Genomic DNA, 12,702 nt, shown 5'->3' with positions numbered 1-12,702 from the left:
ATGATGAGGACCCCTGGGTTGCGCTTCCCGACGACGGCTGCACCTTCCCGGGCGGCAGCGGCATCTATGCGCCCGACGTCGACGGCCGCTGGTGTGGCAGGACGACCAGCCAGCGATACCCCGTGACTCCGCCCGCATACCCCCGGCACCACGTCAGCACCCGGAGGAAAAGTGGTGAACCGCATTCGCATGACAGCTGCGTGGCTGACTGGCCTCGCGGCAGCTTTGCTGCGCAGGGATGAGGAGGTACTCCTCGGAGTCCTTCAGCAACCTGACTACCCCGCGCTCGTGTCATGTCCGATCTGTGACGAGCGCCCGGAAAGCGTCGTGTCATGTGTCGAGGACCCCACTATCGACGGGCGCTCTGCGGTTCTCGTGGACTTCAGGCCCTGTCGGCATGGCATTTGGGTGCCCACCGACCACTAGCGGACCGCCTGAGCGCTCCACCAGGGCGTCGTGTTCCAACTCGGGGCCCAGAGCGACCAGGCCCCCGCTTAGCACACAGCGCGGCGGCAGCCGACTAGCGAGCTGGTGCGTGATTGCGTTGGAGAACATGGGGTGCCTGACCTGGGGTTTTTGTCAGCCGGTGGTGGTGCGGTCGGAGACGAGGCCTGCGATGGCCCGGTAGGTGGCGGGCAGGTTCTCTCGGCGGTGGGTTCAGCGGGTCAGTTGCTTCCAGTGTTTGTGGTCGGCGAGGGCGTGTTCGACGGGTTGATCTTGTTTCCCGTCCTGGGCGGGGTCACCGCTTGGCCGGGTTGATCGCGACGGAGCCCGAGGTAGCTGTCGTCCAGGAGCACCTCCACGTCGGAGAAGTGTTGGAAACAGGTACCGATGCCTTCGTTGCGTGCGACGGTCGCGTCATGCATCCGCCCTGGTCGCAGGGCATCGGTCCAGAGTGTGCGGCCCACATCGTGCGCGACGACAGTGGCCTTCATCGTGTTCTGCTTCTCCTTCCCCGAGACGAAAGCCCGGCGTCCGCCGCGGCTGGCCGGGGACGGCGGACCTGGACCTCGGTGGCGCCCAGCCGCAGCTCTATGCCTTCGGCCTGGGCGTGTGCGAACACATCCGTCAAGGTTCGCAGCCGCAGGCCAGGCCGACGAGAATCCGACCGTGCGTGCCTGACCCAGCTCGTGGGCCACGCCGGAGCAGCGCTCGGCGCCGCCACCGTCGACGACCTGGCCGACTGCTTCCGCATCCCCGTCACGGTCGCCGCCCCGATCCTGCCGGACACCGGCCTCGTCCCCGTCCGGGTCCAGGGCTGGGGTCCTGCCTGGGCGGCCCCGGACGCCCTCCCCCGCACGCCGCGGCCGCACCACGCACCTGTGATGCTCGGCCCGTTCGACAACCTCATCTGGTACCGGCCCCGCGTCCAGCGCCTCTTCGACTTCAACCAGGTCTTCGAGGCCTACAAACCCGCCCACCGCCGCCTGCACGGCTACTACGTCTGCCCCCTCGCCAACGGCCGCCTCCTCGGCCGCGCCGACCTTGCCCGCCGCGGCGACACCCTCACCATCCGCAGCACCAGCCAGGAACCACACGCCGGACCCGACACCACACACCACTTCGCCCCCGCCATCACGGAACTCGCCCGGACCACAGGACTGACCCGCCCGAAACTCACCGGGGAATCAATGGATCCAGCATCACGTGCGCTGAGCGCGAGCCAGCTCGGGCGCCCCCGCGCTGCTCGCCTCTGTTGCAGCCGTCCAACGGCCTTGGCGCCGCGGCACGGCGGCGCTTGTGTGACCCTCTGAGCACGCCCGCGCCCGGCCTCAATCAGAGTGGGATGCCGCCTAAGGGCTGTCCCGCAATTCCCGGCGGGCGCGCGGCGACAGCTACGGCACCTCGCCGCGTTGTCGGAACGTCCCCATACGTCCAGTATGCGGACGTCCCTCCGCCGTGCGATGCACCGCATCTGACGCCGCACGCTGATCCACCGGGATTTGCGGGACAGCCCTTAGCCATGATCCGAAAGAGACGCCCTAATCGCCCGGGCCGTGAGTGGTGGTGAGATCCGCGAGTCCGGAGACCGTCAGGACAGGCGTCAGGAGGGGGCCCGCGATGAGTTCGAGGCGGTCGGCGTGAGCGAACAAGACGCTCAGTCCGGCGCTGTCGAGGTACTCGACTTCGGTGAGGTCGATGATGAGTGGGCCTGTGGTGGCATCGAGAGCGGCGGTCAGCGCGTCGGTGTTGCTCATGTCGATCTCGCCGACGGCCTTCAGCAACGGTGTCCCGTCGGATCGATTGCGGGCTGTGAGGGTGAGCGGTGTGGTCATCAGGCGATCCTCGTATGCATGCCGACGGTGGTGCCGTTGGGGCTTGGGGTGATGGTGACCTGCTGCATGAGTGCGCGCATCAGCGTGACGCCTCGGCCGCGGTGGGTGTTGAGTTCGGGCTGCGGGGGTTTCCAGTTGCCGCTGTCCACTACGGACAGATGTAGATCGTCCACGAGCGCTTCAACCCGGAGGCGGATCGTCTCTCCCGGGCTGTGGCGGTGGCCGTGCTCGATGGCGTTGGCACACGCTTCACCGGCGGCGACCAGGACGTTCTGTACGGTGTGGGGCGGCAGGTCGCACTGGTCCAGCCAGGTGCGCAGCGCCTTGCGGACCGGGGCAAGCTGTTCCGACTCGGCGGGAAAGGTCACTTCCAGCGGGGCTGGGTGCCGGTACAGCAACAGGGCGACGTCGTCGTCATAGCCTCCGGTCGGAGCAAGGCGTTCCATGACCTGCGTGGCGAGGTCGTCGACGGCGCTCTCGCGGCCTGCCTGGACGGCTTCGCCAGCTTGGTGGATGCCGGTCGTCAGCGGACGCCTTCGGCGTTCGACGAGACCGTCGGTGTACAGCAGCAGCGTGGCCCGGGCGGGGACGTCGCATTCTGCCTCCGGGCGGGCGGTACCGGGTCGGACGGCGAGAGGGGCGTACCTGCCGCCCTCCAGCAGTGATGTTGTGCCGTCGGGGAGAGCAAGGATGCCCGGTGGGTGGCCGGCGCTCGAGTACGTCAGATGGCCGGTGTTGGGGTCGAGGACACCGCAGAAAACGGTCGTGCACAACGCGCCGGGGACGCCGGCCGCGAAGTGGTCCAGCGCCATGAGGGCTCGGGCGGGGCTTCCGTCCTGGAGCAGCAGCGCGCGGCAGGCGCTGCGCAGCTGGCCCATCACGGTGGCCGCGCCCAGCCCGCGGCCTACGCAGTCGCCCACGACGATGCCTATGCGCCCGTCAGGCAGGGACACCGTGTCGTACCAGTCCCCACCGACCTCCAAGGGGCGGGTGGCCGGTTCGTAGCGAACGGCGAAGCCTTCGGGAAGTTGGGAGGGGCCGAGGATCGCGCGCTGCAGTACGAGGGCGATCTCGCGCTGCTGGTCGATCTGGTGAGCTCGGGTCAGGCCCTGGGCGAGGTGTCCGGCCAGCAGCGACAGCAGCAGCTCGTCCTCACTGGTGAAGGGCCGCTCGTTGCCGAGGTCGACCCACAGTGCCATCGGGCCGTCGGGGTGCTCCAGGATGATACCGGCCCCTGTGCTGTCCACGGTGGGGGTGAGAAGAGGGCGCTCACGCAGAACGGTGAGGGCTTGGCGGCGGTCCGCAGACAGCTGTTGCCAGTGCAGGCCCTGTTCGGTGGTGGTCAGGGTGGGTGTGTCGCCGCGGTCGAAGACTGCGGCCAGCACGGACGAGGCGTGCCACAGTTCCTTCAGTTCGGCCAAGGCGGTGCTCAGCGCTTCTGGCAGGTCCTCGGCCTGGGTCAGACAGGTACTGAGGGATGCGAGGGCGGTTTCGCGCTGGATGGCGTAGTGGTCCGCGGTGGCATCGCGGAAGGTTCCGACGGTGACGGTGCGCCCGCTGTCGGGGTCCTGGGCCGGATTGAATGTGGCACTGATCCACAGGCGGTGTCCGTCGCGGTGTGTGACGGGGATGGTGTGGTTGCCCTGGCTCTGGTCGAGGAGGCCCGCGAAGGCGTCGGCGACCTGTTGGTGGGCTTCCGGTTCGGTTTCGGTGTCCGGCCACCAAGGGTGCGTCGGGGCGTAGGGGAGGTTTTCGGGGCCGTACCCGAGGATGTCGGTGAAGGCGGTGTTGATTTCGATGACCGCGCCGTCCTCGTCGCAGACGAAGAACGCTTCCTGCAGGGAGTCGACGAGCGCGGTGCGCCAGCGGGCGTGGTGGTTGCGCAGGCGCGCCAGTTCGACGTTGGCCCGGACCCTGGCGAGGAGTTCGGCGGCGGCGAACGGTTTGACGAGGTAGTCGTCGGCTCCGGCTTGGAGTCCCTCGATCGATGCTTCCTGCCCGGCCCGGGCGGACAGCAGCAGCACGGGGACGGCTGCGGTGCGAGGGTCGGTCCGCAGGGCCGCGACCAGGGACAGGCCGTCCAGGCGCGGCATCATCACGTCGCTGACCACCATGTCGGGGGCTTGGGTGCGAATCGCGTCGAGTGCTTCCATCCCGTCGGTGACAGCCCGGACGTCGTAACCCGCTCCTGACAGCAACCGGGACAGGTACTCACGCATGTCGGCGTTGTCGTCGGCGACGAGCACCTGGGCAGGGATGCCAGGTCCGGTGACCGGTTCGGTGACGGTGTCGCCGCTACCGGCCGTTGCGCGGGCGCGTTCCTCTCCCGGTAGCCATCGCATGGCCTCCTGCACGTACGGGGCGGCGGCGGAGGGCGACGCAATGGTGCCGGCCGGGGGAGTGAAAGCGTCGGCGGGCAGGTGGGTGGTCCCGAACGGAAGACGGATAGTGAAGCTGGTGCCTTCGCCCTCGGTGCTGTCGGCAGTGATTGTGCCGCCGTGCAGGCCCACGAGCTCCTGGACGAGGGCGAGGCCGATGCCACTGCCCTCGTTGGAGCGGGAGCGGACGTTCTCGATACGGTGGAAGCGTTCGAACAGCCGGGGCATCTCCTGCGCCGGGACGCCGATGCCGGTGTCCTTGACGGTCACCACCGCCTGTCCGTTCGCCGCTCGGACCGACACGGCGATCGAGCCTTCGAAGGTGAACTTCAGCGCGTTGCTGAGAAGGTTGAGCACCACCTTCTCCCACATGCCGCGGTCGATGTACACCGGCTCGTCGAGGGCAGGGCAGTCGACGGTGAAACCGAGCCCGGCTCGGTCGATGGCGGAGCGGAAGACACTGGCCAGTTCGGAGGTGACGGCGGCAAGGTCAGCGGGCTCGTAGGTCGCCTGCATCCGCCCGGCTTCGATGCGGGAGAAGTCCAGCAAGGTGTTGACGAGCTTGCCCATCCGAAGTCCGTTGCGGTGGATCGTCTCGAGTTCCTGACGCACCTCCGGACCCTCCTGCGCCAGCAGGCCGCGCAACTCCTCGAGTGGGCCCATGATCAGGGTGAGCGGAGTGCGGAACTCGTGGCTGATGTTGGAGAAGAAGGTGGTCTTCGCCCTGTCCAGCTCGGCAAGTTCCTCGGCGCGCTGCTGCTGAGCCCGGTAGCTGCGGGCGCTCGCGATTCCTGCGGCGATATGGCCCGCTACCAGTTCGACGAAGCCTCGGTAGACTTCGTCGAGCGGCCGGTGCCGGTTGAGTCCGGCGACGAGGAATCCGTAGGGCGCGCCGCCTTGTTGCAACAGCGGCACCACAAGCGCGTGGGTGGGCGGTTCGGCCCAGACCCCCGTTGGGAGCCCGGCGAAAGGCTTCGCCTCGAGTGCGACGAGCGTCGATTCTCCCTGGGAGAGCGCGGCTACGGGCCACGGTCCATCGGTCCCGCCCGCCGGCAGACTCGCCGGGGCAGCCGGGTGCCCGGCCGCGATGCCGACGGTGTTCGCCAGCCGGGCGCTGCCGTCGTCGTCGTAGAGGTAGGTCAGCGCGAAGGGGAGGTCGGCCTGGTTACGGCTGAGCTGTCGTCCGGAGAAGGCCAGCATCTCTTCTTCGGTGCGTACCACGCTGGGGTCCGAACCCAGGTCCCGCAGCGTGGCCATCCGCCGCTCACTGATGACCCGTTCGGTGTCCTCACTGACCACGCACAGCATCCCGACCACATGGCCGGTGTCGTCGCGCAGGGGACTGTAGGAGAAGGTGTGGTAGGACTCCTCCGGGTAGCCCGACCGCTGGACGAAGAGCAGCAGGGCCTGATCCCAGGTGGCGTCGCCCGTGCCCAGCACAGTGTCGATTCGCGGGCCGATATCGTCCCAGATCTCCGCCCACACCTCGCTCGCCGGCCGTCCCAGCGCCCAGGGGTACTTGCTGCCCAGCGTGTCCCGCCGGTAGGCGGAATTGCAGAAGAACGTCAGTTCCGGCCCCCACGCCATCCACATGGAGAAACGTGACGAGAGCAGAATGCTTACCGCGGTCCGCAGACTCTGCGGCCAGAGAGCCGGCAGTCCAAGAGGGTGCGTCGCCCAGTCCACCGCGCCAAGGTCCTTCCCGACTTCGACGTCCGCGGAGAACACATCGTCCCCGGCCGCCGCCCGGCCCCCGGAGCCTTCCGATACCGCCACTCTGCACCCCTTCCTCCAGTAGGCGGCTACCCGAAGCCCCCATACGTACTCGACGCGCTCACAACCAGGTCACCAGCACCCGTGGTCCTCGCGGCCCGGGGCGGAGCGGGAAATCCGTTCGCCTCCGGCGACGCGACGCCCCCATCCCGGCGGAGCCGTCACCTCTACCGAGTCACGTGGCCGGATCAGTAGGATAAGACAGTCGCCCTGAAAGTGGGCACGCACAGTGACTTGAGAGGGCGACGGTGACACAGACCGGCACTGCCTTGCGCCCGGACCCGGCACCCCGGCCCACCGACGAGACGCGGCGCCTTGCCGCAGTACACCGCTATCACGTACTGGACACCCCGCCCGACGGATCGTTCGACAGAATCGCCACCCTCGCCGCCCAGATCTTCCACGCGCCCGCCGCCGCCATCACCATCGTCGACAGCGACCGCGTGTGGTTCAAAGCCACTGACGGACTGGGCAACGTCACCGAGACCGGCCGCACCCCCGGGCTGTGCTCCTCCGCCATCCTGCACGGCGCCCCCTACGTCGTCACGGACACACTCACCGACCCCCGCACCACCACCGCCACCACCCTCGGAGAACTGGACGTGCGGTTCTATGCCGCCGCTCCCATTACCACCCCCGACGGCTACCACCTGGGCACCGTCAACGTGCTCGACAGCCAGCCCCGCCAGCCGACCGAAGAGCAACTCGCAGCCCTGGCGAACCTCGCAGCCCTGGTGATGGACCAGCTGGAGATGCGTCTGTCGGCCATACTCACGGTCGCCGCCGAACGGCAGATGCGCGCCGCCGCCGAACGCCTCGCGCGCACACTCCAGCGAACCCTCCTGCCCTCCGCGCTGCCCAAGGTCCCCGGCCTCCACGCGGCCGCCGCCTACCACACCGCTTCGGCCGACGAGGTCGGCGGCGACTTCTACGACCTGTTCCCCCTCGACGACGGCCGCTGGGCCTTCTTCCTCGGCGACGTCTGTGGCAAAGGCGCCGGAGCAGCAGCCCTCACCTCACTCACCCGCTACACGCTGCGCGCCGCCGCGATCTACGACCCCGACCCCTGCACGGTCCTGTCCAACCTCGACAGCGTCCTGAAAGGCGAGTACCAGGGAACCGACCCCCGCTACTGCACTGCGATCTTCGGCATCCTGCAGCCGGCGGAAGACGGCTCCTTCACGCTCACGCTCGCCGGCGGAGGCCACCCCCCGGCCCTGGCTGTACGCGCCGACGGCAGCATCAACCCCATATCCACCGTCGGCGGCCAACTCATCGGCATGCTGCCCGAACCCCGCTTCACCCAGACCTCAACACGCCTCGGCCCGGGGGACGCCCTGCTGCTGTACACCGACGGTCTCACCGAAGCCCGCACACCGAGCGGGGACAGACTCGAGGACGAGGGTCTGGCCGCGCATCTGGCAGCCGGCACCTGGCACGACGCGGACGATCTGCTTGCAGGAATCCAAAGACTCCTGGACCACTTGGGTCCGGGCGTCAACGATGACACGGCCCTACTGGCCCTGTCCGTCCCCATACCCCGTACCGCACCCGCACAGGAGACCCGGTGAGCGACCAGACCCTGACTTTGACCACCCACCATCACCCCGCCGGTGTCTTCGTCCTGACCGTCTCCGGCGAACTCGACCACCACACCTCTCCCAGCTTCCGGGAAGCCCTCAACGAGATCGCTCTCACTCCCGACACCGGCCTGGTACTCGATCTATCCGGCTTGACCTACTGCGATTCCACCGGCATCACCGTGCTGGTGACCGCCTACCAGCGCGCCCAGGCAAGCGGCACCCAACTGAACGTCGCGGGGGCGAGCACCCATCTGCTGCGCGTCTTCAGCATCGTCGGTCTGGACCAAGTCTTCACCCTGAAGCCAACCACCGAGGATGCCATTACCGCTCTGCGCACCTGATGTCCTTTCCAACCCCACGGACTCGGTGATTCGGGCGATGCCCAGAACCGGGCCGGTGACCAGATCGCGCCAGTCCTGTCCGGCCGCTCCCTCATCGGCCTGCTCATCGAGCTGTGGGACACCCGCTTCGCCGTAGCGGGTACCGTTCCCAACGGCCCGAGCGCTCGTCACTCCTCGCCACCCACCTGAGTGATGCGGTCGTCGCCGATGCGCTGCTGTACATCCGTCAGCAGGAGATGGAGCAGCTCTGTCAGCCTGTTCCGCTGGTCGGGCGTGAGCCCTCCGATCAATTCGGCCTCACGCAGCAGCACTTGGTCCACAGTGACCTCGACAAGGTCGTGCCCGGCCGTGGTCAGGGTGACCTGGACAGTACGGGGGCGGCCGGTGCCGGACTGCCGGGTCACCAGGCCTTCCCGCTCGGCACGGGCCACCCGTTGGGAAATGGCTCCCGCCGTGACCAGGGCGCGCCGCGCGAGTTCGCGGGTACTCAGGGTGTACGGGTGGCCGCTGCGGCGCAGCACGCTGAGCAGGTCGAGGGTCGCGGAGTCCACCTCGGCGCGTGCCAGTACCCGGCGCCGGTCGTCGCCGAAGAGCTTGGCGAGCTGCCAGATGGGCGTGACGATCCCGATCGAGTCGGACGGAGTGCCAGGGCGCTCGCGTTCCCATGCGGCGGCGATGTCCAGCGCTGAAGCGCGCTCCGCCCCGTCCTCGCCGTTCGCCGTCCGGGGCTCCTTTGCCACAGTCCCACCCCTGCCTGTACGTTTAGATCTAAATTTAGACCTCAATGAAAAGTATCGGAGTCAGCATATGACACGCACCATCGTGGTCACCGGCGGCGGAACGGGCATCGGCCGGGCGACTGCCCGGCTCTTCGCGGAGCAGGGCGAGACGGTGATCGTCACTGGTCGCCGCCCCGGTCCGCTCCACGAACTGGCAGAGAAGTCCGGCGTGCGCGCGCTGGTGTGCGACCACACCGATCCCCGGGCGCTCACCACCCTCCTGTCGGAGCTGCCGGACCGGATCGACGTCCTTGTGAACAACGCGGGCGGAAACACCGACCTCGACAGCGACGGAGCCACGGACCTGGCCGCCTACGCCCGGGACTTCCGCGCCAACCTGGACACGAACCTGGTGAGTGCCGCACTGACCACGAAGGCGCTGGACGACCGCCTCGCCGCCGGCGGCGCGGTCGTCCACATCGGCTCGATCGCCGCCGACCAGGGCGCCGGCTCCTACGGGGCCGCCAAGGCGGGGCTCGCCGCCTGGAACCTTGATCTGGCCCGCGAGCTCGGCCCACGCGGCATCACCGCGAACGTCGTCTCGCCCGGCTACATCGCCGACACGGAGTTCTTCCGCGACCGCCTCCCGGAAGCCCGCCGCACCTCCCTCGTCGCCGCCACGGCGACGGGCCGCGCCGGCACCCCCGCCGACGTCGCCACCACGGCCGCCTTCCTCGCCTCTTCCGGAGCCCGTCACATCACGGGACAGGTGCTGCACGTGAACGGGGGCACTTACAGAACCCGCTGAGCTGAGCGGGATGCACGAGGAGGGCATAGTGTCGATGACGACGGGCACCGGCGCGGACCAGCGTGCAAGGCCTGCAGGCGTTGCTTCGGGGTGAGCGGACGCCCGTAGCCGCCGCGCCGGCCGTGCCCACCTCACGGCCGGGCGCCGGGACGAAGCCCGGCAGCAGTTCCAGGCAGCGCTCACCCTGCCAGACGCCAGCGCATACGATCTCGAACGCGCCCAGGCCATCCACGGCCTCCAGGCACGTGCAGCCCACAACGAAATGGCCGCTGAATCTGCGGATCCCCGCAGTGAAATGCTGTGCCGCCATGGGCTCTGTGCCGAACTGGTCCGTTGGAACATGACGGTCCGGTCGACGAGGAGCACTGGGTTCGTGCGTCGTGGGTCAGATCGAGACTTCGGTGTCGACGCCCTGGAGGTGGCCCACGTGGAAGGTGCTCACCTCGTCACCGGTATGGGTCCCTGCGTACGGATACGGCGGACGGCGCGCCGAGAAGACAACTCCAACTGGTGGGCGTCGCGGAGGAGGACCTGCTCGTGAGGGAAAGCCGTGGGACCGGCTGGTCAGCGCCGGCCGAGAGGACGACCTCGGCTGCCACGCCGGGCGGCCTCCACGGTCGGCGCGACGACCCACTGGGAGGAACATTTCCCCTCAGCAGCGTGCAGCGCACCCTGCATAACGCCTTGGGCGAGCGGGTCGCGGAGCGTACGGCCCTTCTCGTTGCCCAGCTGAACAGTGCCGACGTGCGGGTGGACGGCTTGACGTTGAAGGCGTTCGTTCGGATCCGGGCGCTCAGCAGCCGGTCCATCCTCAGGCTCATCGGGGTGTTGAGCAGCGGAAGGGTGGCGTGGGTGGCCATCCGGTGCAGGTCGTAGGCGGATCGCTCCCGCGCGCTCATCGCCCGCCGGTGCCCGAGCGACCGCAGCGGCGCTGGTACGAAGGCGTGCCGTGCCCGCCGCCACGTGTCCCAGCCTGCGGCCTGGTCTCGCGCCGCGGGTGTCACCAGCCTGAGGCCGGTGCCGATTCGCGTCATGACCGATCCTCCGCCCGGTCCGGGCCTACCTCCCGTGGCATGTCTTGCCGCTTCGTCGGGCAGCGGGAAGAGGTTGTTGGCCCTGATGGAATCGGCCAGGAGCGGCGGGGGAACGGGGACCGCGGCCATACGGCGGCGGCGCCGGTCTGCCTCCACGCAGGCGGTCGCCTGCCGGTGCAAAGCTCGTGCCTCTTGCGGTGACGGCCCTGGTGGCGGAACCGGTGCAGGCCGGTCAAGGGCGGCGGCACTCGCCCGGGCGAGTGCTCGCGCACGGTCGGTCTTCTGCTGCCGGGTCATCTGGGTCGGTCAGGTATCCACCGGCGTCTTGGCGGCCACCAAGCCGAGGAGCGCCGGCAGCAGTTCGGCATCGCTGCGAGGCTTGAGCCCGGCCTTGGCCGCCTGCCGAAGGCCATCCCCGACGCGGGCGTCGGAAAACGCCGGCACCTCCTCGCCGGGCGGGAGCCCATTCCAAAGCCGCTCCTGCCGGGCCCCGTCCAGCTCGACAAGGATCTGCCGGCAGTCCCGGGGATCGCGGTGCACGGCCCACTTCCCCGCGTGCCGCCCGCCCCGGCCCGACAGACGGCCCCGATACGGTTCGAGGACCGGGCTGCGGGCGCCGTACCAGAGGCCGCCGATCTTCACGCCTCGCCGAGTGTCGATCCGTACGAAGTGCACGGGCAGCAGCTCGTAGTAGAGCTCCGGCGGCGGGATCTCCAGGCAGATCCCCCCATCCCGCGCGGCAGCGGCGGCGAAGAGCGTGCTCGGGCTGTGCCGCCCGCCCGGATCGCAGGCTGGCGCGTACTGGTCGATACGTCGGTTCTGCCAGACCTTCACGTTCCAAGTGGCCAGCAGGTGCTCCGTCTCCGACAGCGTCCAGGTCGCGTCGCCCTCCGGGTCGGCGCCGCGGTAGCCGAGGAGGAGCTCCAGCAGCAGCCGCTGGATTCCGGCGAAGGTCCGCTCGCAGGCGGCTTTGTCCTGCGGCCGCATCGCCCGCGCCGGCAGCAAATCGATCCCCAGCCTCGCCGCAGCCTGGACGAAGTGGTGGCTTTTGTAGACGGCGCCGTGGTCGCTGGTCACCGTCTCCGGAGCGAAGAACGGCAGCCCGGCGACCGGGTGCCCGGCCAGCTCGGCCACCAGCGCCGCCGGGGCGCCGGGGTAGGGCCGTTCCGTCTCCGGGCCCCAGTCCGGCCGCATCGGCAGCAGCACGTCCCGCAGCGGCATTGCCACCTCCACCGACGACTCCGCCACCGCCGCTGCGACGAAGGCCGCCGACACCGCCCGGGAGCGCGCTGCCGAGTACCTGCTGTCGACGTGGCTGAGGCAGCTGTTCGGGCAGGCCGCCGCCCGGACCGAGCAGGCCGTGGCCGCGCTGTGGACGGAGCGGCTGCCCGAGCTTGCCGCCTGCCCGCTGGATGTCGGCATGTCCGGGCGGTCATCGCATGACCACCGAGCCGAGCGGCGTCGATCTCGCGCGCCAGGCACTGCTCGCGGCCCGGGAAGCGGCGAGGAAGAACGGTGCCACCAGCAAGAAGCCGAAGCGGCGCACCACCACCGTGGTACGCCGTGACGGGTGCGAGCCGCTCGGGCTCGACACCCCGCTCGGCCGGCGGACCTTCACCGTCCCCGGAACCACCGGCACGCCCGGCGTCTGGTTCACCGACGACCAGGCCCTCGCCCACTGCCCTGACCTGCACCGGACCATCGGCGGTCCGATGCAGCCGCCCCCGGGTGCGGACGCATCCGTGTCGGGAGGCACCCGCGGCGGGAGGCACCCGCGGCGGGACGCACCC

At 69.4% G+C, this 12,702-nt stretch carries 9 protein-coding genes and 1 pseudogene; 4 read left to right on the top strand and 6 right to left on the bottom strand.

Going from position 1 to position 12,702, the window contains the following annotated elements:
• Positions 1-579: 579 nt before the first annotated feature.
• Positions 580-1,096: pseudogene (locus OG245_RS00750) on the bottom strand (transposase family protein); the annotation flags it as partial.
• Between OG245_RS00750 and OG245_RS00745 the strand changes: the two are divergent.
• On the top strand, positions 1,035-1,754 hold the full coding sequence (locus OG245_RS00745; RefSeq protein WP_371621587.1) for a DNA glycosylase AlkZ-like family protein: 720 nt from the start codon (positions 1,035-1,037) through the stop codon (positions 1,752-1,754). The pseudogene OG245_RS00750 and the gene OG245_RS00745 sit on opposite strands and share 62 nt — an antisense overlap.
• Positions 1,755-1,982: 228 nt before the next feature.
• Here the strand turns inward: OG245_RS00745 and OG245_RS00740 are convergent, their stop codons facing one another.
• Positions 1,983-2,276 carry an STAS domain-containing protein gene (locus tag OG245_RS00740; protein ID WP_371621586.1) on the bottom strand — a complete coding sequence of 98 codons (294 nt, stop codon included), beginning with the start codon at positions 2,274-2,276 and terminating at the stop codon, positions 1,983-1,985.
• Entirely contained in the window at positions 2,276-6,430 is a 4,155-nt protein-coding gene (locus tag OG245_RS00735) for a SpoIIE family protein phosphatase (protein ID WP_371621585.1), read from the bottom strand. Before OG245_RS00735 ends, OG245_RS00740 begins: the two co-directional genes overlap by 1 nt.
• A gap of 245 nt (positions 6,431-6,675) precedes the next feature.
• Here OG245_RS00735 and OG245_RS00730 point away from each other — a divergent pair, with 245 nt between their 5' ends.
• Both OG245_RS00730 and OG245_RS00725 read left to right on the top strand, forming a co-directional pair.
• Positions 6,676-7,998, top strand: a complete 1,323-nt coding sequence (locus OG245_RS00730; protein ID WP_371621584.1) for a PP2C family protein-serine/threonine phosphatase — start codon at positions 6,676-6,678, stop codon at positions 7,996-7,998.
• Entirely contained in the window at positions 7,995-8,351 is a 357-nt protein-coding gene (locus OG245_RS00725) for an STAS domain-containing protein (protein ID WP_371621583.1), read from the top strand. The genes OG245_RS00730 and OG245_RS00725 overlap by 4 nt, the downstream gene beginning before the upstream one ends.
• Before the next feature lie 167 nt (positions 8,352-8,518).
• On the opposite strand, the gene OG245_RS00720 is transcribed toward OG245_RS00725, so the two are convergent.
• Entirely contained in the window at positions 8,519-9,091 is a 573-nt protein-coding gene (locus tag OG245_RS00720; RefSeq protein WP_371621582.1) for a MarR family winged helix-turn-helix transcriptional regulator, read from the bottom strand.
• Positions 9,092-9,158: 67 nt separating this feature from the next.
• Here OG245_RS00720 and OG245_RS00715 point away from each other — a divergent pair, with 67 nt between their 5' ends.
• Positions 9,159-9,878, top strand: coding sequence for an SDR family NAD(P)-dependent oxidoreductase (locus OG245_RS00715; protein ID WP_371621581.1), 720 nt, complete (start codon positions 9,159-9,161; stop codon positions 9,876-9,878).
• A gap of 1,340 nt (positions 9,879-11,218) precedes the next feature.
• Here OG245_RS00715 and OG245_RS00710 read toward each other — a convergent pair.
• On the bottom strand, positions 11,219-12,334 hold the full coding sequence (locus OG245_RS00710; RefSeq protein WP_371621580.1) for a hypothetical protein: 1,116 nt from the start codon (positions 12,332-12,334) through the stop codon (positions 11,219-11,221).
• Positions 12,335-12,344: 10 nt separating this feature from the next.
• On the bottom strand, positions 12,345-12,569 hold the full coding sequence (locus OG245_RS00705) for a hypothetical protein (RefSeq protein ID WP_371621579.1): 225 nt from the start codon (positions 12,567-12,569) through the stop codon (positions 12,345-12,347).
• Between the last annotated feature and the right edge of the window lie 133 nt (positions 12,570-12,702).

It is taken from the genome of Streptomyces sp. NBC_01116, assembly GCF_041435495.1.
Classification (GTDB): Bacteria; Actinomycetota; Actinomycetes; order Streptomycetales; family Streptomycetaceae; genus Streptomyces.
The sequence above is the reverse complement of the archived record's forward strand: the minus strand, read 5'-3'. Positions and strand labels throughout refer to the sequence as shown.

Excerpts from the sequence above, each read along its gene's own strand:
- OG245_RS00745 (WP_371621587.1), top strand. The coding sequence starts at position 1,035 with ATGCCTTCGGCCTGGGCGTGTGCGAACACATCCGTCAAGGTTCGCAGC.
- OG245_RS00740 (WP_371621586.1), bottom strand. The coding sequence starts at position 2,276 with ATGACCACACCGCTCACCCTCACAGCCCGCAATCGATCCGACGGGACA.
- OG245_RS00715 (WP_371621581.1), top strand. The coding sequence starts at position 9,159 with ATGACACGCACCATCGTGGTCACCGGCGGCGGAACGGGCATCGGCCGG.
- OG245_RS00710 (WP_371621580.1), bottom strand. The coding sequence starts at position 12,334 with ATGCCGACATCCAGCGGGCAGGCGGCAAGCTCGGGCAGCCGCTCCGTC.